The sequence below is a fragment of the Pseudomonas sp. NPDC079086 genome (assembly GCF_044542155.1).
Classification (GTDB): Bacteria; Pseudomonadota; Gammaproteobacteria; order Pseudomonadales; family Pseudomonadaceae; genus Aquipseudomonas.
Genome location: NZ_JBITTY010000004.1, coordinates 281,522 through 305,865, shown reverse-complemented (window position 1 = coordinate 305,865; position 24,344 = coordinate 281,522). Strand labels below are relative to the sequence as shown.

The window sequence follows — 24,344 nt, the reverse complement described above, 5'->3', positions numbered from 1 at the left end:
CCGACACGGTTTCAACAACCAACTGTCACCGGTAGAGTTCGAGAAGCGACATTTACTGAGCCTGGAAAGTGTCTAGGAAATCCGGGGCGATTCAGCCCTGCAGCTAAGAAGGCCACAATCCCTTCTTAGCCAAAACCTCACAGGCATCTACCACTTAGCCACAAAAGCCACCATAGTCCCGTAAAATCCTTTAAAAATAGGCATAAGCCTCACAAAAAAGACAGTAGAATATTCCTAGAATATTAATAGCTCTTCCGCAGGATAGTTATACAAAACGTGTAGAACTAATTTAGAATAAAACTAGAAAACACGAAGAATATAAATAGAATCACCTCGCACTTATCACTAATACTTCTTATTTAGAGATTTGATTGATAATGGCTGTCAACGACCCCTCTGATCCAATCACTCCACTCCTAGGCCCCTCGATAAGTCATCGCCAAGCAATTTGGATATGGCTTGGTCTGTACGTACACGAGAACTTTGACCTAGACGGCAACTCGTGCGGCGGAGCTACTATGCGAGATGTAGTCGCCCAGGCCCTAGAAGGGGCTCCGGATATCGCATCAGACATTCGGGCCAAAAAAGATCGCTATTTACTGCCAGAGGAACTGCTGACCTGGATCACCTCCAGCCAAAGACAGCTTCAATGGCTAACCCCAAAAGTTGACAATCTCACTGACCGAATCCTTCCCCGTGGGCTTGTCCACCTGCAAGGGCGGGACCGACTCGTAGCCGCCCTAGACACTTGGCAAGTCGACCTTGAAGAAAAGCAACGCAAAGTGGAAAGGCTTCATGACCACTGGCGCAGGCACATAGCCATGGACAGCCAGCTTGAGTGGTTTAGCGATAAGAAAGAGGGTACGAAGCGATGCCTTTGCGCCTGGGAGTGGCTACAGAAGAAATACTTGACACCATTTACAAGACAGATCCCTATCAGCAACTATCAGGAGTTACTGACGTTCTTCGATCAGGAGGACATAGGGCCAAACGAGCGGATCGCTATCATCAAGAGCATCAGGCAGCTATGGAGCAAAAAGCAATTCAATGACCGCTCCACTGACAAGAAGCAGGTCAACGTCTTGCTCTCGAAAGCAGTGATCGCCCAGCTCGATGCACTAGTTGAAGCGCACGGCCTGAAACGCGCTCAAATCATTGAGAACCTGGTGAGGATGGAGGCTGACGCTGGCGTATATCTCGCTGATGATTGAATGCCGCTCCACCGGCAGAGGCCACTAGATCAGCCTCGATGAGCGCTACGCTATCCTGAGTTCAAATCCAGCCAAACGGTATTCCAAACGGTATTCCACCAGAATTTTAAACCGATATTTTATTATATATTTCAACAAGATAGCACATCAGTTCAGATTACCCCGGCACCAAATACACATCTAAAGACGTCCACGGACGTCTTTAGATGTGTCCGAAATTCTGTAAGTTCGATGCTTTAAGCGCCTCACCTTCGCGCCTGTTATTTGTTAGACCCAAGTATCTGTATGCCAACCGCAACCGGCACGCCCATGCAGTCGCAACTCGATCCGCGCTTCTACTACCTAGCAAATTTCCGCCAAGCCCTCACCTGGCTGCAGGAGCGCTATGCCGATCTGTTGAGTGAGGCCGAGCATGCCTTCGTGCGGCAGTTCTTTGCCATGGACACGCCCGTCCAGGCCCTGCTGGTGCGGATGATCATGCGCAAGGGCAGCCACTTTCGCCTGAGTAAGCTGAGCTATGAGGAAATCGGTTGCGCGCGCCTGGTGGCAACGCCGTTGCTTGAGGCGGGCTGGGTGCGGAATGACGCAGAGCTGTCCCTGGAGGAGCTGTTCAAACTGCTGCGCAAAGATGAGCTACTCCAGCATCTGGCGGGCCCCACATCCAGAAAGTCGCAAAACAAAGGCGAACTGCTGACGCAACTTGCCGATGGCTATACAGAGCCACGCACCTTTGCGACCTGGTGTCCTGACAGTGAAGAACAGATCTTCTCCCTGACCATCGATGCGCTGTGCGAGCGTCTGCGCCTGATGTTCTTCGGCAACCTACGGCAGGATTGGTCTGAGTTCGTCCTCGCCGAGTTGGGCATCTTTCGCTATGAGCGCGTCGAGCTTACGCCCGATTCACGGGCCTTTCGTCACCGCGCAGATGTGGACTGCTACCTGCACCTGCAGCGCAGCCGTGAGCAGTTTGAAGCCGGCGAGCCACTGGCCGACGTGCTGCAGCAGATCAGTACTGTTGTCTGCGACACCCCCTTCCTGGTCGCGCGACGTAACAAGCTGTTGTTCCGCATGGGTCAGCAGCTGGAGCACGAGGCTGACCTGGAAGGTGCGTTGGCGTTTTATAGCGACTGCCGTTATGTCGGCGCTCGTCTGCGGCAGATCCGCGTATTGGAGCGCCTGGGTCGCCCCGAACAGGCCTATGAGCTGACGCGGCAAGCCATCCAGGCGCCGGAAAATGATGCCGAAGCCCAGGCAGTGGAACGTGCGTTAACGCGGTTGGCGCGTCAGCTTGGGCAACCGCAGCCTGGTAAAGCCAAGCCAATCCCTCCCGCACGCATTGATCTGAGCCTGCCTAGGCCTGAGGCGCAGAGTGTCGAGTTCGCCGTCAAAGCCCATCTGCATCAGCCCGACGCGCCGGTGCATTACGTCGAGAACAGCCTGATCTGCAGCCTGTTCGGCCTGCTCTGCTGGCAGGCCATTTTCGCGCCAGTGCCGGGGGCTTTTTTCCACCCTTTTCATACCGCGCCGGTTGATCTGTTCAGTGCCGACTTCCATACCCAGCGCGAAGAGTTGTTTGCCAGCTGCATGGCCCACCTCGACTCGGATGGCTACAAGCAGGTGATCCGCGACAACTACGCGGCCAAATTCGGCATCCAATCGCCGTTCGTATTGTGGGCCGCGCTGGATCAGACCTTGCTGGAACAGGCACTCGACTGCCTGCCCGCCGCGCATCTGCGCGCCTGGTTTAGGCGACTGCTGCTGGATATCAAAGCCAATCGCGCCGGCATGCCGGACCTGATCCAGTTCTGGCCGGCCGAGCGGCGCTACCGAATGATTGAGGTGAAAGGCCCGGGCGACCGACTGCAGGACAACCAGCGGCGCTGGCTGGCCTTCTGCGCCGAGCATGGCATGCCAGTGGATGTCTGTTACGTGCAATGGGAAGACGCGTGAACTATCAGGTTGCGGTGCGCGCGTTGTGCGAATTTACCGCCAAGGTCGGCGATCTCGACTTGCGCTTTACCCCCTCGCCCACCGCCCAGGAAGGCATGACTGGCCACGCCATCGTGGTGGCCCGGCGCGGTCCCAGCTACTACGCGGAACTGCCATTAAGTGGCGCATACCTGGGCCTGCAGGTACGCGGCAGAGCGGACGGTTACGACCCAGATGAAAACCTGCTGGAGGAGATCAAGACCCACCGCGGCGATATTAGTCGTATCCCGGAAAATCACCGCCTGCTGCACTGGGCACAGGCCAAGGTCTACGGCTGGCTGCTCTGCAGCGAACGCGACATGGCGGAGATCAATTTGGCGGTGGTCTACTTCAACGTCATAACCCAGCATGAAACCGCCTTCCACCTGACCGCCACAGCGGATGAACTGCGTAAGTTCTTCGAGCTGCAGTGCAGCCTATATATCCGCTGGGCCGAGTACGAACGCGAGCACCGCCGCCAGCGCGATGAGGCGCTGGTGCGCTTGCGCTTTCCGCATGCAGAGTTTCGCAGCGGCCAACGCCAGTTGGCCAATCATGTCTACCGCGCCGCCCGTGATGGCCACTGCTTGATGGCTCAGGCGACCACCGGCATTGGTAAAACCCTCGGCACCCTGTTCCCGCAGCTCAAGGCCTTCCCCGAGCAGCAGCTGGATCGGTTGTTTTTTCTTACTGCAAAAACTCCAGGCCGACGTCTGGCGCTGGACGCCCTGGCTACCCTTCGCAGCCAGGAAGAGGCCATGCCGTTACGGGTGCTGGAGCATGTGGCGCGCGACAAGGCCTGCGAACACCCCGACAAAGCCTGCCATGGCGACTCCTGCCCGCTAGCCAAAGGTTTTTACGACCGCTTGCCGGCCGCCCGCCAAGCCGCACTCGAAGGCCAATGGCTGAGCCACGAGAGCGTGCGCGCTACCGCCCTGGCGCATCAAATCTGCCCTTACTACCTGAGCCAGGAGCTATGTCGCTGGGCCGATGTTGTGGTCTGCGATTACAACTATTACTTCGACATGGGCGGCCTGCTGTATGGCCTCACGCTGCTCAATGAATGGCGCATCACCCTACTCGTGGACGAAGCCCACAACCTGATTGAGCGCGCACGCGGCATGTACACCGCCGAACTCAATCAACAACGTTTTGAAGCGCTACGGCGCATTGCGCCAAATGTGATGAAGGCGCCACTGGAACGCATCAGCCGGCACTGGCGGCAGCTGGAGCGCGACCAGGAAGTGGCGTATCAGGTGTACCCCACCGCGCCGGACCTGTTCGTCATGGCACTGCAAAAAGCGGTCAGCACCCTCACCGACCACCTCAGCGAACAACCCGCAGGTAATGCCACCGAGCTGCTGCACTTCTATCTGGACGCCATGCTGTTCTGCCGCCTGGCCGAAGCCTTTGGCGCGCACTCGCTATTCGATATCAGTCGCGACGAGAGCAGTGGACAGTCGGTGTCCACCCTGTGCATCCGCAATATTGTGCCCGCACCGTTTCTCGCCCCGCGCTTCGACGAGGCACACAGCTGCACACTGTTCTCCGCCACCCTGAGCCCGGCGAACTACTACGCCGACCTGCTTGGTCTGCCGGAAGAAACACCCTGGATCGATGTGGAATCGCCCTTTAGCGCCGAGCAGCTGCATGTCCAGGCCGTCAGCAACCTGTCCACCCGCTACGCCCATCGCGACTTCTCGCTGGCGCCCATCGCCGCCCTGATTGCCCGCCAGTACGCGGAAAAACCGGGCAACTACCTGGCCTTCTTCAGCAGTTACACCTATCTGCAGGCGGTGCTGCAAGAACTGCAAATAGCGCATCCAGGAATTCCGGTCTGGCAGCAATCACGGCAAATGGATGAGAACGAGCGTCAGGCCTTCCTCGATCGATTTTCCAGCAAGGGCCGCGGCATCGGCTTTGCCGTATTAGGTGGAGCCTTTGGCGAGGGCATCGACCTGCCCGGCGACCGCTTGATCGGCGCCTTTATCGCCACCCTCGGCCTGCCGCAGATCAACCCGGTCAATGAAGAGATCAAACAGCGCATGGAGGTGATGTTCGGCAGTAATAACGGCTACGGCTACACCTACCTCTACCCGGGTTTGCAGAAGGTCGTGCAGGCCGCCGGCCGGGTTATTCGCACCGTCAAAGACCAGGGCGTGGTCTACCTGATCGATGACCGTTTCAACCAGCCAGCGATCCGCAAGCTGCTGCCCAGCTGGTGGAAAGTGGATCGCTGCCGCTTGCCGTTAAGCAAGGACCCAGTCCTCTAGCGGCAAGCGGCGTTCGAAACCGCCACCGTCAGGACATCTGTGCCAGCGTCTTGCGAAAGCGCAGCAGCGCGCCGGCGAAGAACAGTGCGCCAATGGCGATGATAGCCAGGAACTGTGGCCAGACGCTGGCAAAGCCCGCGCCGCGATAGAGAATCGCCTGGGCCAGATCGACGAAGTGGGTGGTCGGCGCCACCAGCATGATTTGCTGCACCAGCTCGGGCATGCTCTCGCGCGGCGTGGTGCCGCCCGAGAGGATCTGCAGCGGGATCAATACCAAAATGATCAGCAGGCCCAGTTGCGGCATCGAGCGCGCGATGGTGCCAAAGAAAATACCCATGGATGTGGTGGCAAACAGGTGCAGCAACGCGCCGCAGAGAAACAGCGGCAGCGAGCCAGCAATCGGCACCTGTAGCCAGCCTTTAACCACCAGCAGCAGTGATAGCGCGGTGGCCAGCAATACCACCAAGCCCATGGACCAGACCTTGGCCAGCATGATCTCAGGCGGAGTCACGGGCATCACCAGCAGGTGCTCGATGGTGCCGTGCTCGCGTTCGCGGATCAGCGCGGCACCAGTGAGGATGATCGACAGCATGGTGATCTGGTTGATCACCTCCATCACCGAGCCGAACCAGCTGCGCGTCAGGTTCGGGTTAAACGCAATGCGCACGGCCAATTCGGCCTGCTGCGGCAGCTCGGCGCGGTAATGGCGCAAGAACGCGCTGACTTCCTCGGCACCGATCATTTGGATATAGCCCGCACCGGTGAAGGCCATGCTCACCTGCGTGGCATCGACGTTAAGCTGGATCGCAGGGCTGTGCCCGGCGAGTACGTCACGTTGGAAATCTGGTGGGATATTCAGGGTGAAGGTGTACAGCCCGGAGTCCATGCCGTGATCCATTTCGCTCAGTTCGATACGTTGCGGCGTACGGAAAAACGGTGGTTGGAAGGCATCTATCAAACGTGCCGAGAGCGGTGAGCGGTCTTCGTCGACCACTGCAATCGAGGCATTGTGCAAACTCTCCGGCATGCTCGTGGCCGCCGTGATAATCCCCAGGGTAAAGGCCCAGACAATCAGCAAGAGCAGCGCAGGGTCACGTTGCAGGCTGCGCAGTTCCTTGAGGCCAAGATGAAAGATATTCGCCAGCTGCTCCATCTCAGGCCTCCTGCTTCTTCAATAGGCTGGTGCACAGTGCCAGCAGGACGGGGATGGTAATCAGCAAGGCAATGAAATAGCTGTACAGCTCAGTGAAACCGAGCGCTTTAGAGAACACCCCGCGGCTGATGATGAGAAAGTGCGAGGTGGGGTAAATCTGGCCAACCAACGCGCCAAAACCTTCGAGTGACGCCACCGGGTAGATCAACCCGGAAAACTGGATGGCCGGAATCAGGGTGACGATGGCGGTGCCAAATACCGCAGCAATCTGGCTGCGGGTAAAGGTCGACATCAGCAGGCCCATGGCCGTGGCGCAGCTGATGTACAGCAGGCCACCGGTTAGCAAGGCCAGTAGGCTGCCTTTGAGCGGCACATCGAACACCCACACCGCAGCGATCACCAGCAACACGAAATTGAGCATACCCAAGGCGATATAGGGCAGCTGTTTACCTAAGAGAAACTCCAGACGGGTGACCGGCGTGACATACAAATTGATGATCGAGCCCAACTCCTTTTCGCGCACCACACCAAGGGCGGTGAGCATGGCCGGAATCAGCATCAGCAGCAGCGGAATCACCGCCGGCACCATGGCATTCAAGCTTTCTACATCCGGGTTGTAGCGGTAGCGTACCTCCAGGGTTGGCAGGGTGCTACGGGTCGAGGAACTGCTCTGGCGAGCCAGCTCCTGCAAGTAGCCGGCATGCAGGCCCATGACATAGCCTTTGATGGTTTCGGCGCGCATCGGCATGGCGCCGTCGAGCCACATGCCGATCTGCGGCACAGCGCCACGTTTGAGATCACGGCCGAAGTTGGGCGGGATTTCTACCGCCAGGCTGATCTCACCTCTGCGCATGCGCCGGTCCAACTCGTCGTAGTCGTGCAGCGGCGCTTGCTCGATGAAATACCGCGAGCCAGCCAGGTTGAGCGCGTAGGCCTGGCTGGTGGTGGTCTGGTCCCGGTCGAGTACCGCATAGGTGAGGTTCTCAACGTCCAGGCTGATGCCATAACCGATGATAAACAGCAGCAGCAGACTGCCAAGCAACGCCATGCTCCCTCGAATCGGGTCGCGGCGCAGTTCCAGGGTTTCTCGGCGTGTGTAGCTGAGCAGCCGCAACAGGCTGAACCGCTTGCGTTTCTGCGTATTGGCCTGGGGGTCTGGAGCAGCGGCGGCTTCAGGGGCGGGCTGCTGCGCTTGCTCGCCGACGGCGTCCTGCAGATAAGCGATAAAAGTCGCTTCCAGGGTTGGCAGGCCACGTTTGGCCATTAAGGCTTTTGGCGTGTCGCTGTCGAGCACCTTGCCGGCGTGCATCAAGGAGATACGGTCGCAGCGCAGGGCTTCATTCATAAAGTGGGTGGAGATAAAAATCGTCACGCCGTCATCGCGTGACAGGTCGAGCATCAGCTGCCAGAACACATCACGGGCAATCGGATCGACACCTGACGTCGGCTCATCGAGGATCAAAATTTCCGGCTTATGGATGACCGCTACAGCCAGTGAAAGACGCTGACGAATACCCAGAGGCAGACGTTCGGGTAGCTGTTCCATAACGCTGCCAAGGCTGAAGCGCTCGGCCATTTCGGCCACCCGCGCGTCAATTTGCTCGGTCGCGACGTGAAACAGTTGGGCGTGCAGCACCAGGTTCTGCCGCACGCTCAGCTCGCCGTACAGCGAGAAGGACTGCGACATATAGCCAACCCGTTTGCGTGTCGCCATGTCATTGGCGTCTACGGTTTGGCCGAACAACAGGGCCTCACCCGAACTGGCCTGCAACAAGCCGGTGAGCATCTTCATAGTGGTGGTTTTGCCGCAGCCGTTAGAGCCGAGGAAGCCGAAAATTTCCCCGCGCCCGATGCGGAAATCAACGTGATCGACCGCGACAAAATCGCCGAAACGCATGCTCAGGTCGCGCGCCTCGATGGCAATTTCCTGCTCGCCTGCCGCGCGTGGCGGGATCACCAATTGCTTATGGCCCTCGCGCTTGGCTTCCGGCATCAGGGCAATAAACGCCTCTTCCAGACTCTCGCATGTAGTCCGCTGCAGCAGCTCAGCCGGGCTGCCGGTAGCCAGTACGGCGCCGTCATCAATGGCCAGCAAATGGTCGAAACGCTCGGCCTCCTCCATGTAAGCGGTGGCTACCAGCACACTCATCTGCGGGCGCTGCTGGCGAATACGCTCGATCAACTCCCAGAACTGGTTGCGCGACAGCGGGTCGACGCCCGTAGTGGGCTCGTCGAGGATCAGCAGGTCAGGGTCGTGGATCAGCGCGCAACACAGCCCGAGCTTTTGCTTCATGCCGCCAGACAGCTTGCCCGCCGGGCGTTCACCAAATTCGCTCAGGCCGGTGCTGCGCAGCAGCTCTGTTATGCGACTTTTGCGCTCGTCCTCGGCCTGGCCGAACAGGCGGGCGAAGAAGTCCAGGTTCTCGATCACCGAGAGCGTCGGGTAGAGGTTCTTGCCCAGCCCCTGAGGCATATAGGCGATATGCGGGCAGACTTGCCGGCGGTGATCGCGGCTGGCCATGTCGCCGCCGAGCACCTCGATCTGCCCGCTCTGGATCTTGCGTGCGCCGGCAATCAAGGCCAGCAGGCTGGATTTGCCCACTCCGTCCGGGCCGATCAAGCCAACCATGCTTTGTGCGGGAATTTCCAGACTGACGGCATTGAGGGCGCAGGTCTTGCCGTAGTGCAGGCTAACGTCGTGCAGCTGCGCGACTGGCGCTGCCGGCGCGCTCACTGCGGAACCTTGATCGCCAGGTTTTCAGGCCATTCGACCTGTGGGTCGAGGCGCAGATAAGCGACGCCGGGAACGCCGGTTTTTACTTGCGTGAGGTGGCGTTGCAGCAGTTCTGGATCAAGCCGCGCCTTGACTCGGAACATCAGCTTCTCCCGCTCGCTGGCGGTTTCCACGGTTTTCGGGGTGAACTGGGCGACGCTGGCTACATAGCTGACTTCAGCCGGAATCACATACTGCGATATGGCATCGATCACCAGGCGCACCTCCGCCCCTAGGGCGACTCGGCCAGCCTGCTGCTCGGGCAGGAAAAAGGTCATGTAGACATCACTCAGATCGACCAGGTTGAGTACCTTGCCGCCCGCACCGATGACCTCGCCCGGCTCGGCGATGCGGTATTGCACACGCCCTGCCCGCGGCGCTTTGAGTTGACTGTCTTCGATATCGATCTGTAACCGCTCGACGCTGGCTTGGGTGGCCTCCACGGCGGACTGCGCCTCGATGACCTGCGACTGTGCAGCGGCAATCGCCGCGTCAGCCGAGATCACCTGGGACTGTGCCGCTGCCAGGGCGGCTTGGGTGCTTTGCAGCCTGGCGAGGTCGTCATCCAGTTGCTGCTGCGCCATCGCATTGCGTTTGACCAGGATAGCGCTGCGGGCGTGGCGCTTTTGCGCCGCTGAAACTTCCGACTGGCGCTGACGCACGATAGCCTCGGCGGTGACTTTCTCGCTTTCACGCTGCAGAACCAGGGCTCTGGCCGTCAGTTGGCTGTTCTGTGCCTGGCGCATTTGCGCCTGCGCTTGCAGCACTTGCGCCTGGAGTACCTGGGTGTCCATACGCGCGATGATCTGCCCGGCCTCGACGAATTCGCCCTCCTCAACCTCGATACTGGCGATGCGCCCAGACAGCTTGCTGGCCGCATCGACATCAGTGGCCTCAATGCGTCCGTTACCGCTGGCGAAACCTTCTCCCAGGCCCTCGGGGCGTAAGGTGTACCAGAGCAGGCCCGCGATAGTTGCCACGACGGCGACACTGACGGCAGGAAAGATCCATTTTCGGCTGACTGACATAATGACCTTGAGTCTCTAACAGAGGAATTGGCTACAGCGTTACTCGGCGTCACGCCTTGCGGGCTACGGTTGCTCGAAACGGCTCAGGCGCCTGCGTAGGTGGCTGTTTTCGGCGCGCAGGTGCTCCAGCTCATCGAGCAACTGCAACGCCAGGGCAACACCGGCCCATTCAATTTGCAGATCGGCTTGCAAGCGAAACGCCCGCTTGACGATGGCCAGGGCGCTGGCGTCGAACAGCCATTGCTCAGGTGTTGGGCCGCTGGGCTCGACGATGCCGTGTTCGACAATCTCCAGCACAACCGTCTGCGGCAGCTCGGCGCACAGGCAGAGTTCGAGAATGTTTAATTGCAGGGTCTGGCTACTCATCACTGACTCCACTGCGCGCGCGGATTGAAAGCGGCTTGCTCGGCCAGTTGCGCCCAGAGCGCACGCACAGGCTCGTCGGCTTGAGCCGGGATGACGATCTTGAACAGCGCATACAGGTCACCCGGCTCACCGGCTTTGTTACGCAGCCCCTTGCCCTTGATCCGCAACCGTTGCCCCGCTTGTGTGTTGGCGGGTACGCGCAGGCTGATTTTGCCGTTCAGCGTCGGCACCGTGATTTGGCTGCCCAGCACGGCTTCCCAGGGCGCCAGAGGCACGGTGAGGATAAGGTTGTGCGCCTCAACGTCGAACAGCGGATGGGGCACCAGTTGAATAAGCAGATACAAATCGCCATTCGCCCCACCGCCTACACCCGGCGCGCCCTGGCCCTTTAGGCGAATACGTTCGCCATTGCTCACCCCAGGTGGAATTTTCACGCTCAAGGTCTTGCTGATAGCCGGCAAGGGCTGACCATCTGGGCTGTATTGCGGGAGCTGAAAAGCAACTGTCTTGGTTTCATCTGCCAGGGTTTCTTCCAGCAACAGCGGCAGGGTCATTTCAACATCCTGACCTCTGCGCGCGCGGTTGCGGCCTGCGTCCTGGTAACGTCCAGCGCCACCAAACAGCGACTCGAAAAACTCGGAGTACTCACTGCCAGTGCTGCCACCTCCGGCGAAACCTGCATGGCCTGGTGGCTGCCAGCCCGGTGGCGGATCAAAGGGCCGGCCTTGCTCGGCGTATTTGCGCAGATCATCGTACTCGGCGCGTTTTTCGGCGCTTTTCAGCACCTCATAGGCCTCGGCGACTTCTTTGAACTTGTTTTCCGCGTCCGCTTCCTTGCTGACGTCTGGGTGGTATTTGCGCGCCAGTTTGCGGTAGGCCGTCTTCACGGCCTTGTCATCTGCACCCGCCTCAAGCCCGAGCACCTTGTAGTAATCCTTGAAGTCCATCGAGCCACCTTGGGTCGTCTACCGACACGTTGCTTGCACCAGTAAACGCTTGATCGGTGCCCAACGTTTTGCCGGAGATCAAAAGAGTTGGCATTGCTTACTCACGGAGTCGCTTTGCCTGTTGCCGAGCACACTTGCGTACCGGAATGGCCGGCGAGCATCGCTTCGATCTGCTCAAGCGAGCCGATCACCGCACGCTGGCCGGTGGCAAGAGCAAAGGCCCGCGCAGCTTCAACCTTGGGTTGCATCGAGCCAGCGGCAAAAGCGTGCTCACTCAGTTGTTGTGGCGTGACCTTGCCGAGGGCGCGTTGTGTCGGCTGGCCCCAGTCGAGGTAGACCGCAGCCACGTCAGTTGCAATAACCAGTACGTCGGCGTGTAGTTCGCGTGCGAGCAGGCTGCTGCACAGGTCTTTGTCGATGACCGCTTCCACACCATGTAGATCGTTGCCCTCGCCTTTGCGCGCCACCGGGATACCACCGCCGCCGGCCGCGATCACCAGTGCGCCACGCTCCAGTAACCAGCGGATGGCCTGTATCCCGAGCACACGCAGCGGCTGGGGCGAAGCCACCACGCGCCGGAACGAAGCGCCGTCCGCCGCCATGGTCCAGCCCTTGGCAGCAGCCACACGCTCGGACTCTAACTGGGTGTAGACCGGCCCGATGGGTTTGCTCGGGTGGCCGAAGGCCGGGTCCTGCGCATCCACTTCTACACGGGTGATCAGCGTGGTAATCGCCCGCGTTGCTGGGAGCAGATTGGCCAGTTCCTGCTCAAGCAGGTAGCCGATCATGCCGTCGGTCTGCGCGCCCAAAACGTCCAGCGGGTAGGCCTCCACGTCAATGTAAGCCGCCGCCTGCAGGGCCAACAGCCCCACCTGCGGGCCGTTGCCATGGGTCAGTACCAAGTCGTGGTGTTCGGCCACGCGGGCCAATTGGGCAGCAGCGCGGCGAATATTCGCCAGCTGATTTTCCGCTGTCGGCGGCTGATCGCGGCGCAGCAATGCATTGCCGCCCAGGGCCACGACAACTCTCATAAGTCAGCTCCGCGCGGCATCATCCGAGAGTCGCCACCAGCACAGCTTTAATGGTGTGCATACGGTTTTCGGCCTGGGTGAAGACGATGGAGGCGTCGGACTCGAACACCTCGTCGGTGACCTCGATTTCGCTCAGGCCATATTTTGCGTGTACCTCGCGGCCCACCTCGGTTTCGAGGTTGTGGAAGGCGGGCAGGCAATGCATAAACCTAGCGCGTGGCTTGCCGGTGGCCTGCATCAGCGCCGTGGTCACCTGATAGGGCAGCAATTTGTCGATACGCTGCTGCCACACCGCGTCGTCCTGGCCCATCGAGACCCACACGTCGGTGTAGAGAAAGTCCGCACCGACCACAGCCTTGAGTGGGTCGATCTCCAAGGTGATGCGCGCACCGGTCTTGACCGCCAGTTCGCGCATCTGCGCCACCAGTTCAACGGGCGGTTGCAGATCGGCAGGCGAGCAAATGCGCACATCCATGCCCATTAGCGTGCCGCCCACCAGCAGCGAGCTGCCCATGTTGAAACTGGCATCGCCGAGGTAACAGAAGCTCAGTTCGTGCAGCGGTTTTTCACCGAATTCCTGCATGGTCAGCAGGTCGGCGAGAATCTGCGTGGGATGCATCTCATCGGTCAGGCCATTCCATACTGGTACCTTGGCGTAAAGCGCCAGCTCCTCAACCACGCTCTGGTGGAAACCACGGTACTCAATGCCGTCGTAGTAGCGCCCGAGCACGCGGGCGGTGTCTTTCAGCGACTCCTTGTGCCCCAGTTGTGAGGTGCCGGAATCGAGGCAGGTGACATGGCCGCCTTGATCATGCACGGCGACCTCGAACGCACAGCGGGTGCGTGTTGAGGGCTTCTCAAAGATCAGGGCGATGTTCTTACCCTTTAAACGGGGCACTTCGTTGCCGACTGCTTTGGCGCGTTTCAACTCGGCAGACAGATCGAGCAGGTAGCGAATCTCATCCGGGCTAAAGTCCTTCAGTGCCAGCAGGCTGCGGTTATGCAGGTTGAAGCTCATAGGGTGCTCTCGTTTTTTGAGGAATCAGAGCGCGTCGCGCTCGATCGGGCAGGACATACAGTGGCTGCCACCGCGGCCGCGACCTAACTCGGAACCGGAAACGGTGATGACCTCGACGCCCGCTTTACGCAGCAAGGTGTTGGTGTGGGTATTGCGCGAGTAACCCATGACCACGCCCGGAGCGAGTGCCAGCAGGTTGTTGCCGTCGTCCCACTGCTCGCGCTCGGACTGCCAGGCGTCGCCGCCGGTGGCGACCGAACGCAGCTTGGCCAGGCCCAGTGCTTCGGCTACGACCTCAAGGAAGGGTTTGCTCTCGGTGCGCACATCCAGGCTGCCTTCGCGTTCGCCTGGTCGCAGGCTGTGCACGCGAATCGCGTCGACCATTTCGGGGAAACAGGTCACCAGGTCGACATCGCAGAAGGTGAATACCGTGTCCAGGTGCATAGCCCCGCGCGACTTGGGGATCTGCGCCGCCAGCACGTGGGTAGCGCCGCCCTGAGCAAACAAGGCGCGGGCCAGTTGGCTGACTGCCTGCGGTGAGGTGCGCTCGCCCATGCCGATCAGCACCACGCCATGACCCAGCGGCATTACATCGCCGCCCTCCATGGTCGCACCGCCATGATCGACATCGGGGTCACCCCACCAGGTTGTGACTTTGCCGGCAAACAGTGGATGAAAACGGTAGACCGCCGCAGTCAGCAGGGTTTCCTGACGGCGGGCGGGCCAGAACATCGAGCACAGCACCACGCCTTGGCCGATCCAGCAGCTGCTGTCGCGGCTGAACAGGGTGTTGGGTAGAGGCGGCAGGAGGAAGTCGCTCGCAGCCGCATAGCGGGCCAGTAGCCCTTCGGGCTCAAACGGCAACTCGGCGCGCGCCAGCCCGCCGATCAGGTGTTCAGCCAAACGCATGGGCGGCAGCTCTTCTAGCCAGGGCCGTAGCTGCTGCGCCAACTCCGTATCGACAGTGCCAGAGGCAAGTTTGCGATCCAGTAGCCAGGTGCGCGCCTCTGGATTGGCCATGGTAGTGGCCAGCAGATCATGCAGCTCCAGCACTTCAACATCGCGGCTGAGCATGGCATTGGTGAAGGCATCGTGATCATTGCGTGCCTGGCCGACCCAGAGCACATCGTCGAACAGTAAATCGCGGCAATTGAGCGGGGTCAGCCGCTGCTGTGCCAGACCGGGGCGACACACCAGTACACGGCGCAGGCGGCCAATTTCAGAATGCAAACCTTGGGTCGTCATGACATTGATTTCCTGTTTACAAATACGGAGATGGAAAATGTAAAGCGCTTACAGCCCGAGTCGACCCATGATCAGCAGCGTGGCGGCTACACCGGCCAGTACCACCAGTGCGGCCAGAATGGCCCACTCCCAAGGGGTGAACACGCGCTCCTGACGCTGACGCTTCGCCCAGGCGTAGAGCACCACCCCGGGCACATACAGCAGGGCACTTAGCAGCAGGTACTTGAATCCGGCGGCGTACAGCAGCCACAAGCAGTAAACGGTGGCCAACGCCGCGATGGGCACGTCAGCACGCTGGATGGCCGCTTTGACGCCCTCGCCGCGCCATGCCAGCAACAGGCCGTAAGCGGCGCTGAACAGGTAAGGCAGCAGAATCATCGCAGTGGATAGCGAGATCAGCGCCAGATAAGACGCCTCGGAAAACAGCGTCAGAATCAGGAACAGCTGCACCATGCCGTTGGTGAGCCACAGGGCATTGGCCGGCACGTGTTTGTCGTTGGTCTGCCCCAGCCACTTCGGCATCACGCCGCCGCCAGCCGGAGTAAACAGGGATTCTGCTGCCAGCAGCATCCAGGCCAGGAAGCCGCCGCCGACCGATACAATCAGGCCGACGTAGATCAATACCGCGCCCCAGGTTCCTACAGCCTCTTCCAGCACGCCGGCCATCGACGGGTTTTTCAGGCCGGCCAGCGTCGGCTGGTTGAATACCCCGAGCGACAGCAGCGACACCGACATCAACAGCAGCAGGCAGATCAGAAAGCCGATGACTGTGGCACGACCCACGTCTTCACGCTTGCGTGCTCGCGCCGAATACACACTGGCGCCCTCAATGCCGATGAATACCCAGACCGTCACCAGCATGGTGCTCTTGACCTGGTCAAGCACCGAGCCGAGGCTGGCATCGCCCCAGAAGTTCAGGCTGAAGGTGTCCACCTTGAAGGCAATGGCCACCAGCGCGATAAACAGCAGCAGCGGCACGATTTTGGCCAGGGTGACCACTGCATTCAGTACCGCAGCGCCTTGAATACCGCGCAGCACCAGCAGATGGATGACCCACAGCACGATTGAGGCTCCGGCGATGGCCGCTGGTGAATTGCCTGTACCGAACACCGGGAAGAAGTACCCCAGCGCGCCGAACGCCGCGACCAAATAGCCGACATTGCCGATCCAGGCGCTGACCCAGTAACCCCAGGCCGAGTTGAAACCGACGTACTCACCTGACAGGGCGCGGGCATAGGCGTAGACGCCGTTGTCGAGTTCGGGTTTGCGCATGGACAGCATCTGGTAGACCCGCACCAAGAGCAGCATGCCGATGCCGGTGATGGTCCAACCGGTCAGGATGGCACCAGCGCTGGCGCCAGAAGCCATGTTTTGCGGCAAACCGAAGATGCCGCTGCCGATGATCGAGCCAACCACCAACGCCACCAGCAGGCTTAGGCCCAGTTTGGGCGGAGCTTGCGTGGCTGGATCTTCCGTGACCGTTAACGCGGTTACAGGCGGTGTATGGGTGCTGTTCATACCACCCCGTCCACAACAGCCTGCACATGACACAACGCTTTGACCTTGGCCTGCAGGGTGCTGGCCATTTCCTGCGCCTCAGCCTGGGTGGTGCCATCGTGCAAATGCAGGGTGATGGTGCCGCTGACACTCGGCTCGCCCGCCACGTTAATGGGATCGCAAACGATACTGAGCGCGGGTTCCTCGGGTTTGTGCGCGCTGGGGGCGAGCTCCTTGACGATGTAGCGGTAAACGTCGGAGAGAGGCTGGGTCATAGCAAGTACCTTTGCAGAGGATTACCAGTCACGGCATACCGCCGTGGGTTGGCCTTAATTCCATCCCCAGTCTGTGCGCCCCTCACTGCGCCGTCTGTTCGACAGCGCACGCAGTGGCTCTAGATGCTGTGTTTCAGCTGTTTGGCTGCAGCGCGTCGAAGCCGGCGATCACATCGAAGAGTTCCTCGTCGATGCTGGCTTGGCGTAACTGATGAAAGCTGGCCTGCAGCTCCTGCAGCAGCTCTCCGATATTGCGATCGGCGCGCTGCATGGCGGCAAGCCGGCTGGCGTTTTCACTGGCCAACGACTCGGCACTGGCGCGAAACAACGAGACAAACAGGTGCTCGCGGATAAAGGCTTGCAATGCTGGCGCAGGGTTGCCGAGCACTTCTGGCAATTGCGCCGTGGGCCAGGGCTGACCAGCCAACTCGCTCTGCCACGCGGCGTCCAGCGGTAGCAGGCGCTGACTCACAGGGCCGTAGCCGGACTCGCTGGGGCGGTTATAAAACAGCAGCAGCGTGGCGCGCGGCATTGCACTCATCGCGGGGTCGTCAGGCAGCCGAACCGTCAGCAGAATTTGCCCCTCCAGTTGGGTGATCAGTTCCACCGACCCCGGCACCGCAAATGAACCTTCAAGGGCTATGCCTGCATCGACCAGGCGCGCCTGCACGCGCTCGCCAACTGCCCAGACTTTTACTGCCGTCTTCGCATCGGCTGCGGGCGGCAACTGCGCCAACGCATGCTCAACCACTACCTCGTTAAAGCGCCCCACCAGCCCCTGGTCGGAGCCAAATACGATGGCATGCACCACCGCGTCGGCGACGGTTGTGTTGGGCGCCTGCCGCTGTGCGCCTTGTGGATCGACCGCGCGCAGGCTCACAGCAAGGCCGAGTTCGACCGTGCGGGCGTAGTCCGCCAGTGCCGCCACCGACTGCTCATACTGACCGATGGCCGACGCCGCCGAGGCCTTCATGGTGCGCACCACGGACTTGAGATCCCCGGCGCTGCCAATCTGCCGCCGCAATGCGATCAGGGTGGTAGTCATTCGCTTGGCGTGGCTTCGCTAGCAGGCAACGGCACTTCGGGCGATTTACCGCGACGGGCGTTCAGCCGACCAAGCGTGCTATCCAGAAGATGCACCATCTTCTGCGCGGCGCCATGCACGGCTTGCTCCTGAGTGGCGGCGAACTCGGTCACGGCCACCGGATCGCGCCCTTTGAGGCGGGCTTCAAGCATGCACAGCTGATCATGCTGGCCACTCTTGTCACCATTCTCGTCGCTGAGGTGAACCTCCACGCGGGTGAGTTGTTCGCTAAAGCGCTGCAACGCGTGCACGACCGTGGCACTGATGTGCGCGGACAGTTCGGCACTGCCGTCGATGTGATTGTCGGTATTGATCTGGATTTTCATGGGGTTTCCTTGGCTGCAGTATTGGCGCCGGGGCTGGCGTCGTCGGTGCTGGAAAAGGCGGCAAGCGCCTGACGGGCCGCAGCGCTGACCTGCTCACGGTCAGCGTCGGTCAATTTATCGACACCGCTCAGGCGCGTGCGCAGCTCATCGGGCAAGGCATTGGCGGCATCTTCAACCGCCTGCTGGGCCGCCGCCATACGCTCAAGCGGTACCGCGTCGAACAGCTTGGTATTCAGGGCGAGCAAGATGGCGATCTGCGCAGGCACCGAGACCGGCGAGAATTCGCCCTGGCCCAGACAGGCGCGGATGCGTTTGCCGTGTTCGATGGATTGCCGCGTGTCTTCATCCAGCCGGGCACCGAAGCGGGCGAAGGTTTCCAGCTCCTCGAACTGCGCGTAAGCCAGCTTGAGGTCGCCGGCCACCGCGCGATAAGCCGCGCGCTGCGCCTTGCCGCCAACCCGAGAGACCGATTGGCCGACGTCGATGGCCGGCAGCACGCCCAGCTCAAACAGCGACGGCGACAGCACGATCTGCCCATCGGTGATGGAAATCAGGTTGGTCGGGATATAAGCCGAGATGTTCTGCGCCTCGGTCTCGATAATCGGCAGCGCCGTCAGCGAGCCGCCACCGCGCGCGTCGTTGAGGTGGGTGGCACGTTCGAGCATGCGCGAGTGGATATAGAAGATGTCGCCCGGAAATGCCTCACGCCCCGGCGGGCGGCGCAGTAAAAGCGACAGCTCGCGGTAAGCCCGCGCGTGGTGGGTAAGGTCGTCATAAACGATCAGCACATCGCGGCCGGCCTCCATAAAATACTCGGCAATGCTGGTGGCGGCGTAGGGCGCGATATAAGACAACCCCGGCGCTTCGTTGCCTTCGGCCACCACCACTACGGTGTAGGCCAATGCGCCCTTGGCGCGCAGATTCGCCACCGCCTTGGCCACCGCCGAAGCGCGCTGGCCGATGGCGCAGTAAACGCAGAGCACGTTCTTGTCGCGCTGGTTGTAGATGGCGTCCAGGGCAATGGCGGTTTTGCCGGTCTGGCGGTCGCCGAGGATCAATTCGCGCTGACCGCGCCCAATGGGTATCAACGCATCGAGCACCTTGAGCCCAGTCTGTAATGGCTCGGTTACCGGTGCGCGGTCCATGATCGGCGCGGCCTGGCGCTCGATGGGCAGGCGCTGTTCGGTCCGTACAGGGCCAAGGCCATCCAGCGCTCGCCCCAGCGGGTCGATCACCCGGCCGAGCAACGCATCGCCGACGCCAACGTCCATCACCCGGCCGCTGCGCTGCACCTCCTGACCGGCATGCAGGTGCGCGTAGTCACCGAGCAACACCACGTCGACGCCGTCCTCATCGAGGTTAAAGGTGATGCCCGACAGACCGCCGGGAAACAGCAGCAGCTCCTCGAAACCGACATTCGGTAAACCGTTAATCCGTGCGATGCCGGTGGAGACGCTGACGATGGTCCCCACCTCGCGCGGCAATAATTGCGCGCTGAAGGTTTGCACGCTCTGCTGAATGCAGACGAAGGCGCGGTCATAGACGCTGCGCAGGCTGTTGTCGCGGCTGGCCGTGGTCATGCTGCCCCCGCTTCAGCGGGATGCTCGTTCAACGTGGCGGACAAGCTGGTCAGGTAGCCGGCAATGCTCCAGGCCAGCTTCTGCCCTTGCGCGCTGAGTTCGATACCGCTGACCACGCCAGGTGCGGTCTCGACCTTGAGCGCAATCGCCTGGCCAAAGGTTTTATCCAGCGCAGCCTGAATCGTCGCCAACTGCTCGGCAGGCAAGTCAAAGGCGCTGCGCAACATGGCCGGAGCCTCGGCGGAGGTGGCCTTAAGGGCTGTGCTCAAAGCGGCCAACGTCTCGCCATCGACGGCCTGCAAGCGCTGGATAAACACCGCGCAGGCGCGTTGCTCCAGGCTTGCGTCAGCCAGATCGCTCATCACCCGCCGGGCAATCTCGAACACCTGCTGTTGCGTCTGCCGAACGATTTCACCGTGCAGCGCCTGAGTGTCGGCCTGCAGTGTTTTCGTTCGCGCCGCACTCGCTGCCTCGGCCGTTTTGCGCGCCTCAGCCAGCAAGCGCTCACGTTCCGTATTGGCGGCCTCGGTGGCCTTGCTCAGCAAGCCGGCGCGTTGTTCATCGAAGGCCTGATTCTTCTCTTCGAATTCGCGCTGCTGCGCATGCGCCTTGGTCTTGGTCGCAGCGGCATCGGCCAGCTCGGCGGCGATTTTCGCTTCGCGCGCGGCAATCGCGTCGAGCACTGGCTGATAGAGAAAGCGCTTCATCAGGTAGACCAAAATGATGAAGTTGAGCAGCTGTGCGCCGACGGTGAACCAGTCGATAAGCACGGTCTATTTGCCTGCCGCCAGGGCGGCTGCAGCCACCGCCGCATTCCAGAACGGATTGGCGAAAATCAGGATCATCGACACCACAAAACAGTAAATCGCCGTCGACTCGATCATCGCCAGGCCGACGAACAAGGTACGGGTGATGGTGGCAGATGCATCCGGCTGCTGCGCCAGCGCGGTGAGCGCAACGGAGACCGCTTTACCCTCGGCCAGCGCTGGGCCCATGGTGCCGAAGCCCGTGGTCAGGCCAGCCATGATGATGGAAATAATGGCGATCCAGGTGAGCGCGTCCATAAGGTATGCCTTTGGGTAGATGGATAAAAAGTGGCCCCCGGCTCAGGCCGCGGGTTGTTTTCCAGCTCGGCTGCTGCGGGTGGCGGCGGCGATGTATACCGCCGCGAGGATGGTGAAGATGTAGGCCTGCACCATGCCGGTCAGCAGGCCCAATAGCGTCATCACGATGGGAAACACAAAAGGCGTAATCGACAGCAGAATGGCGATGATCATCGCGCCGCTCATCATGTTGCCGAACAACCGCACCGCCAGCGCCAGGGTGCGCGAGACTTCGCTGATCAGGTTGAACGGCAGCATGATCGGCGTGGGTTGCACATAGGATTTCAAGTAAGCCTTTAGCCCCTCGCCGGAAATACCAAACAGCGGCACCGCTACCAGTACGCATAGGGCCAACGCCGTGGTGGTCGATAGCGATGCGGTCGGCGGCTCGTAACCGGGAATCACCGTGGCCAACGCCGCAGCGGCGACAAACAGAAACAGCGTGCCGAGAAAGCCCAGGTAGCGCCGCGGGTTTTGCAGGCCAACATCCTTGATCTGCCCCATGATCGCCGTCACCACGATTTCCAGCAGGTTTTGCCAGCGCGAACGTTGATGGCCCGTGGCGAGCCGCCGGGTAATCAGCGCCGCGCCCAGCACCAGCACAGCCATCAGCGCCCAGGTGAAGACAATGGTGGCGTTCAGCTTGATAAAGCCGTACTCCCAGAAAACCCACTGATCGGGGGTCAAGCGCATGGCGGTTCTCCAGCGGTTGCCAGGCCGACTTTCGCCACAACCGTAGAACGAGGCCGGGTTGTACGCATGACAATGGCCCGCGCCAGCACGAAGCCCAGCAGGCACATGCCCAGCCGCAACGGCTGCCCTGCCCCCACGGCATAAAAACCAGCCAGCACGATGGCGCTGCGCAACACCAGGCTGCCGAGGAACCAGCGTGTCGGTGTCGGCGAAACTGCGCCGCGTCGTACCGTCCACCACAGGCCGCCGAAGAAGATCGTGCCCAGCGTGACGCCGGCCAGTAACGCGCCAGCCAAGGCCAGGCTGCAGTAGTCAGTCATCGTGGTTCTCCTGTTCGGTGTGCATGGCGCGGTCTTCCTGCGAGACCCAATGCCAGGCGTTCAGGCAGCCGATAGTCAGTCCCGCCATCAGCAGCGCCAGGGTCCAGGAGCGGCCTCCGGGATAGCGCTGGTCGAGCCACAGGCCGAGCACCGCACCCAGCAGGGTCGGCACCGTGACGGACCAGCCGATCAAACCCATCATGCCGAGGCCGAACCAGACGCCGGGCGCGCCATTGCGCCGTGCCTTGAGCTTGCGCGTCGCCTTGGCACCCACTTGCTCGGCAAGACCGGGGGTGGCAGACGGCGTGCGTTTGGTTTCCTGAGTCATGAGGAACGTTCGCGCAGCGAGGCGAAGCGCCGCATAAAGCCCGTTTCGAGTTTGGCCATCGCAGCGCGCACGGCTTGTTCCTGCTCATCCAGGGTGAGGAACTCCTGCTCCACCGCATCCCGCAGATGCGCCAGGTCTGTACCACGCAGCGCATGGCGCACGGAAATCAGCACATCCGGGCCAGTCTTAACCAGCACGCCCTCGTCCAAGGCGAGGAACACCTCACCCTGCGCCTCACTCTCGAAACTGAAGATGCCGGGCACCAAGGAGGCCACGCAGTCGAGACGCTGCGGCAGCAGGCCGAAAGAACCCTGCGCGGTCTCCACAACCATGCGCGACACGCGGGTTTCCTCGGCGAACACCGCAAATGGCAGCAGCACCTTAAGCGTCATCAACGGCATGCGCGTGCTCCTCGCTGGGCTCTGGCTTCGCTGCGGGTTTTGCTTTGGCGTCGGGCTCTGGTTTTGCCTCGGGCTTGGCTTGAGCGCTCGACTTGGCCTTGGCTGTGGCTTCATCCACCGCGCCGATCATGTACAGCGCGCTCTCGGGCAGGTCCTTGAATTCATCGGCGAGGATGCGTTCGCAGCCATCCAGCGCATCGGCCAGGCTGACCAGCTTGCCGCTCATATTGGTGAACTGTTCCGTGGTGAAGAACGGCTGAGTGAGAAAGCGCTCAATCCGCCGCGCCCGCGCCACCACTTTGCGGTCGTCGGGCGACAACTGCTCCAGGCCGAGCATGGCGATGATGTCCTTGAGTTCGGCGTACTGCGCCAGCGTGCGGCGAATGGCCTGCGCCAGCCGATAGTGGCGTTCGCCGACAATGCCCGGCGTGACCATCTTCGAGCTGGATTGCAGCGGGTCGATGGCCGGAAACAACCCTTCACTGGCGCGCTTGCGCGACAACACGATGGACGCCGACAGGTGAGAGAAGGTGTGCACCGCCGCCGGGTCGGTGAAATCGTCCGCGGGCACATACACCGCCTGGATCGAGGTGATCGCGCCGCTGTCGGTGTTGGCGATGCGCTCTTCCAGCGACGCCAGTTCGGTGCCCATGGTCGGCTGATAACCCAGGCGCGACGGCATCCGCCCCATCAACCCGGAGACTTCCGAACCGGCCTGGATAAAGCGAAAAATATTGTCGATCAGTAGCAGCACATCGCGGTGCTCATCGTCGCGGAAATACTCGGCCATGGTCAGCGCCGCATGACCAACACGGAAGCGCGCGCCAGGCGGCTCGTTCATCTGCGCGAAAATCATCACCATATTGGGTAGCACGCCAGCGGCCTGCATCTCGCGGTATAGCTCCTCGCCTTCGCGCGAACGCTCGCCGATGCCGCAAAAGATGCTCACGCCTTGCTGATGGCCGACCATGTTGTGGATCATTTCGGTCAGCAGCACCGTCTTGCCGACGCCCGCCCCACCGAATAAGCCGGCTTTGCCGCCGCGCTCCAGCGGGGTGAGCACGTCGATGGCTTTGATGCCGGTTTCGAATATTTCGGATTGCGTCGAGCGGCGCACCAAGGGCGGCGGCTGACTGTGCACCGAACGCCATTGCACGCCCTCAAGCGCAGGCTCACGGTCGATTGTGTTGCCGAAAACGTCGAACATGCGCGAGAGGATTGGCTTGCCGACCGGTGCCAGCAATGGCCCGCCGGTGTTCTGCACCGGCATGCCGCGCGCCAGCCCTTGAGTAGGCGTCAGGGCAATACCGCGTACATGATTGGCGTCGTGCTGAGCCAGCACCTCAATCGCCACCCGCCCGCCTTCGCCGGCTCGCAGCAAGGTATGCACAGCCGGCAGCGCAGTATCGAAGCGCATGTCGATGACACTGCCGCGAACCGCAACCACCCTGCCGACGTCGGCCGCATACGCATTGACCTGGACTCGACGTTCCGTCATTGCGGCGCCTCTCATCAAACTTCGTACTCGGGCCATGGACAAGTGCAGGTCAAACGCACCCAACCAGGAAGATTCCCATCCTGCGCGCAAAAGCCCTAGGGCTCAGTGCGGTAGCGAACACAGGCTTGCGCTCGCGTGATCAAGTCGCACACAGCCAGGCAGCACGCCGCTAGATCAGGCATGTAAAAACTGAGACGTTGTTATCAGGCAGTGTTCACTGTCGTCT

The 24,344-nt window shown here is 61.0% G+C and carries 23 protein-coding genes; 3 read left to right on the top strand and 20 right to left on the bottom strand.

What is annotated here, in order from left to right; translation table 11 throughout:
- Positions 1 to 518 precede the first annotated feature (518 nt).
- The 3 genes from ACIGEK_RS19465 (at position 519) to ACIGEK_RS19455 (ending at position 5,452) form a co-directional block, all read left to right on the top strand.
- Positions 519 to 1,211, top strand: coding sequence for a hypothetical protein (locus ACIGEK_RS19465; protein WP_397494891.1), 693 nt, complete (start codon positions 519 to 521; stop codon positions 1,209 to 1,211).
- A gap of 285 nt (positions 1,212 to 1,496) precedes the next feature.
- Positions 1,497 to 3,161 carry a VRR-NUC domain-containing protein gene (locus ACIGEK_RS19460; RefSeq protein WP_397494890.1) on the top strand — a complete coding sequence of 555 codons (1,665 nt, stop codon included), beginning with the start codon at positions 1,497 to 1,499 and terminating at the stop codon, positions 3,159 to 3,161.
- The gene (locus ACIGEK_RS19455) at positions 3,158 to 5,452 is read left to right on the top strand and encodes an ATP-dependent DNA helicase (RefSeq protein ID WP_397494889.1); all 2,295 of its coding nucleotides are present in this window, start codon (positions 3,158 to 3,160) and stop codon (positions 5,450 to 5,452) included. The genes ACIGEK_RS19460 and ACIGEK_RS19455 overlap by 4 nt, the downstream gene beginning before the upstream one ends.
- Positions 5,453 to 5,480: 28 nt before the next feature.
- Here ACIGEK_RS19455 and ACIGEK_RS19450 read toward each other — a convergent pair whose 3' ends face one another.
- The 20 genes from ACIGEK_RS19450 to atpD all read right to left on the bottom strand — a co-directional run bounded on the left by ACIGEK_RS19450 (position 5,481) and on the right by atpD (position 24,118).
- Positions 5,481 to 6,605, bottom strand: coding sequence for an ABC transporter permease (locus ACIGEK_RS19450; RefSeq protein ID WP_397494888.1), 1,125 nt, complete (start codon positions 6,603 to 6,605; stop codon positions 5,481 to 5,483).
- Between the two features lies 1 nt (position 6,606).
- Complete coding sequence (gene rbbA, locus ACIGEK_RS19445) at positions 6,607 to 9,339, bottom strand: ribosome-associated ATPase/putative transporter RbbA (RefSeq protein ID WP_397494887.1); 2,733 nt, start codon at positions 9,337 to 9,339, stop codon at positions 6,607 to 6,609.
- On the bottom strand, positions 9,336 to 10,406 hold the full coding sequence (locus ACIGEK_RS19440) for an HlyD family secretion protein (protein WP_397494886.1): 1,071 nt from the start codon (positions 10,404 to 10,406) through the stop codon (positions 9,336 to 9,338). Before ACIGEK_RS19440 ends, rbbA begins: the two co-directional genes overlap by 4 nt.
- Positions 10,407 to 10,469: 63 nt before the next feature.
- Positions 10,470 to 10,775, bottom strand: a complete 306-nt coding sequence (locus tag ACIGEK_RS19435) for a chaperone modulator CbpM (protein ID WP_397494885.1) — start codon at positions 10,773 to 10,775, stop codon at positions 10,470 to 10,472.
- Positions 10,772 to 11,719, bottom strand: a complete 948-nt coding sequence (locus ACIGEK_RS19430) for a DnaJ C-terminal domain-containing protein (protein ID WP_397494884.1) — start codon at positions 11,717 to 11,719, stop codon at positions 10,772 to 10,774. The genes ACIGEK_RS19435 and ACIGEK_RS19430 overlap by 4 nt, the downstream gene beginning before the upstream one ends.
- Positions 11,720 to 11,820: 101 nt before the next feature.
- Entirely contained in the window at positions 11,821 to 12,750 is a 930-nt protein-coding gene (gene arcC / locus ACIGEK_RS19425) for a carbamate kinase (protein WP_397494883.1), read from the bottom strand.
- A gap of 19 nt (positions 12,751 to 12,769) precedes the next feature.
- Positions 12,770 to 13,768 carry an ornithine carbamoyltransferase gene (gene argF, locus ACIGEK_RS19420; RefSeq protein ID WP_397494882.1) on the bottom strand — a complete coding sequence of 333 codons (999 nt, stop codon included), beginning with the start codon at positions 13,766 to 13,768 and terminating at the stop codon, positions 12,770 to 12,772.
- A 24-nt stretch (positions 13,769 to 13,792) separates the two neighbouring features.
- Positions 13,793 to 15,013, bottom strand: coding sequence for an arginine deiminase (gene arcA, locus ACIGEK_RS19415; RefSeq protein WP_397494881.1), 1,221 nt, complete (start codon positions 15,011 to 15,013; stop codon positions 13,793 to 13,795).
- A gap of 48 nt (positions 15,014 to 15,061) precedes the next feature.
- On the bottom strand, positions 15,062 to 16,531 hold the full coding sequence (gene arcD / locus ACIGEK_RS19410; protein ID WP_397494880.1) for an arginine-ornithine antiporter: 1,470 nt from the start codon (positions 16,529 to 16,531) through the stop codon (positions 15,062 to 15,064).
- Positions 16,528 to 16,785 (bottom strand): hypothetical protein, encoded by a 258-nt coding sequence (locus ACIGEK_RS19405; RefSeq protein WP_397494879.1) that lies wholly within the window; start codon positions 16,783 to 16,785, stop codon positions 16,528 to 16,530. The genes arcD and ACIGEK_RS19405 overlap by 4 nt, the downstream gene beginning before the upstream one ends.
- Before the next feature lie 133 nt (positions 16,786 to 16,918).
- The gene (locus ACIGEK_RS19400) at positions 16,919 to 17,830 is read right to left on the bottom strand and encodes a F0F1 ATP synthase subunit gamma (RefSeq protein ID WP_397494878.1); all 912 of its coding nucleotides are present in this window, start codon (positions 17,828 to 17,830) and stop codon (positions 16,919 to 16,921) included.
- Positions 17,827 to 18,195 carry an HPF/RaiA family ribosome-associated protein gene (locus ACIGEK_RS19395; protein WP_397494877.1) on the bottom strand — a complete coding sequence of 123 codons (369 nt, stop codon included), beginning with the start codon at positions 18,193 to 18,195 and terminating at the stop codon, positions 17,827 to 17,829. The genes ACIGEK_RS19400 and ACIGEK_RS19395 overlap by 4 nt, the downstream gene beginning before the upstream one ends.
- Positions 18,192 to 19,775, bottom strand: a complete 1,584-nt coding sequence (locus tag ACIGEK_RS19390; RefSeq protein WP_397494876.1) for an alternate F1F0 ATPase, F1 subunit alpha — start codon at positions 19,773 to 19,775, stop codon at positions 18,192 to 18,194. The genes ACIGEK_RS19395 and ACIGEK_RS19390 overlap by 4 nt, the downstream gene beginning before the upstream one ends.
- Entirely contained in the window at positions 19,772 to 20,545 is a 774-nt protein-coding gene (locus ACIGEK_RS19385; protein ID WP_397494875.1) for a F0F1 ATP synthase subunit delta, read from the bottom strand. The genes ACIGEK_RS19390 and ACIGEK_RS19385 overlap by 4 nt, the downstream gene beginning before the upstream one ends.
- Before the next feature lie 3 nt (positions 20,546 to 20,548).
- Positions 20,549 to 20,839, bottom strand: coding sequence for a F0F1 ATP synthase subunit C (locus tag ACIGEK_RS19380; RefSeq protein WP_397494874.1), 291 nt, complete (start codon positions 20,837 to 20,839; stop codon positions 20,549 to 20,551).
- Positions 20,840 to 20,881: 42 nt separating this feature from the next.
- The gene (locus ACIGEK_RS19375; protein WP_397494873.1) at positions 20,882 to 21,571 is read right to left on the bottom strand and encodes a F0F1 ATP synthase subunit A; all 690 of its coding nucleotides are present in this window, start codon (positions 21,569 to 21,571) and stop codon (positions 20,882 to 20,884) included.
- The gene (locus tag ACIGEK_RS19370) at positions 21,562 to 21,891 is read right to left on the bottom strand and encodes an ATP synthase subunit I (RefSeq protein ID WP_397494872.1); all 330 of its coding nucleotides are present in this window, start codon (positions 21,889 to 21,891) and stop codon (positions 21,562 to 21,564) included. The genes ACIGEK_RS19375 and ACIGEK_RS19370 overlap by 10 nt, the downstream gene beginning before the upstream one ends.
- Complete coding sequence (locus ACIGEK_RS19365; protein WP_397494871.1) at positions 21,884 to 22,219, bottom strand: AtpZ/AtpI family protein; 336 nt, start codon at positions 22,217 to 22,219, stop codon at positions 21,884 to 21,886. The genes ACIGEK_RS19370 and ACIGEK_RS19365 overlap by 8 nt, the downstream gene beginning before the upstream one ends.
- Positions 22,216 to 22,620, bottom strand: coding sequence for a F0F1 ATP synthase subunit epsilon (locus ACIGEK_RS19360; RefSeq protein WP_397494870.1), 405 nt, complete (start codon positions 22,618 to 22,620; stop codon positions 22,216 to 22,218). The genes ACIGEK_RS19365 and ACIGEK_RS19360 overlap by 4 nt, the downstream gene beginning before the upstream one ends.
- Positions 22,601 to 24,118, bottom strand: coding sequence for a F0F1 ATP synthase subunit beta (atpD, locus tag ACIGEK_RS19355; RefSeq protein ID WP_397494869.1), 1,518 nt, complete (start codon positions 24,116 to 24,118; stop codon positions 22,601 to 22,603). The genes ACIGEK_RS19360 and atpD overlap by 20 nt, the downstream gene beginning before the upstream one ends.
- Positions 24,119 to 24,344: the final 226 nt, after the last annotated feature.

What these genes read in the sequence shown, in the direction of transcription:
- ACIGEK_RS19465 (WP_397494891.1), top strand. Translation starts at nt 519, where the DNA reads ATGCGAGATGTAGTCGCCCAGGCCCTAGAAGGGGCTCCGGATATCGCA.
- ACIGEK_RS19460 (WP_397494890.1), top strand. Translation starts at nt 1,497, where the DNA reads ATGCCAACCGCAACCGGCACGCCCATGCAGTCGCAACTCGATCCGCGC.
- ACIGEK_RS19450 (WP_397494888.1), bottom strand. Translation starts at nt 6,605, where the DNA reads ATGGAGCAGCTGGCGAATATCTTTCATCTTGGCCTCAAGGAACTGCGC.
- ACIGEK_RS19440 (WP_397494886.1), bottom strand. Translation starts at nt 10,406, where the DNA reads ATGTCAGTCAGCCGAAAATGGATCTTTCCTGCCGTCAGTGTCGCCGTC.
- ACIGEK_RS19430 (WP_397494884.1), bottom strand. Translation starts at nt 11,719, where the DNA reads ATGGACTTCAAGGATTACTACAAGGTGCTCGGGCTTGAGGCGGGTGCA.
- arcC (WP_397494883.1), bottom strand. Translation starts at nt 12,750, where the DNA reads ATGAGAGTTGTCGTGGCCCTGGGCGGCAATGCATTGCTGCGCCGCGAT.
- argF (WP_397494882.1), bottom strand. Translation starts at nt 13,768, where the DNA reads ATGAGCTTCAACCTGCATAACCGCAGCCTGCTGGCACTGAAGGACTTT.
- arcA (WP_397494881.1), bottom strand. Translation starts at nt 15,013, where the DNA reads ATGACGACCCAAGGTTTGCATTCTGAAATTGGCCGCCTGCGCCGTGTA.
- arcD (WP_397494880.1), bottom strand. Translation starts at nt 16,531, where the DNA reads ATGAACAGCACCCATACACCGCCTGTAACCGCGTTAACGGTCACGGAA.
- ACIGEK_RS19405 (WP_397494879.1), bottom strand. Translation starts at nt 16,785, where the DNA reads ATGACCCAGCCTCTCTCCGACGTTTACCGCTACATCGTCAAGGAGCTC.
- ACIGEK_RS19400 (WP_397494878.1), bottom strand. Translation starts at nt 17,830, where the DNA reads ATGACTACCACCCTGATCGCATTGCGGCGGCAGATTGGCAGCGCCGGG.
- ACIGEK_RS19395 (WP_397494877.1), bottom strand. Translation starts at nt 18,195, where the DNA reads ATGAAAATCCAGATCAATACCGACAATCACATCGACGGCAGTGCCGAA.
- ACIGEK_RS19390 (WP_397494876.1), bottom strand. Translation starts at nt 19,775, where the DNA reads ATGACCACGGCCAGCCGCGACAACAGCCTGCGCAGCGTCTATGACCGC.
- ACIGEK_RS19380 (WP_397494874.1), bottom strand. Translation starts at nt 20,839, where the DNA reads ATGGACGCGCTCACCTGGATCGCCATTATTTCCATCATCATGGCTGGC.
- ACIGEK_RS19375 (WP_397494873.1), bottom strand. Translation starts at nt 21,571, where the DNA reads ATGCGCTTGACCCCCGATCAGTGGGTTTTCTGGGAGTACGGCTTTATC.
- ACIGEK_RS19370 (WP_397494872.1), bottom strand. Translation starts at nt 21,891, where the DNA reads ATGACTGACTACTGCAGCCTGGCCTTGGCTGGCGCGTTACTGGCCGGC.
- ACIGEK_RS19365 (WP_397494871.1), bottom strand. Translation starts at nt 22,219, where the DNA reads ATGACTCAGGAAACCAAACGCACGCCGTCTGCCACCCCCGGTCTTGCC.
- ACIGEK_RS19360 (WP_397494870.1), bottom strand. Translation starts at nt 22,620, where the DNA reads ATGCCGTTGATGACGCTTAAGGTGCTGCTGCCATTTGCGGTGTTCGCC.
- atpD (WP_397494869.1), bottom strand. Translation starts at nt 24,118, where the DNA reads ATGACGGAACGTCGAGTCCAGGTCAATGCGTATGCGGCCGACGTCGGC.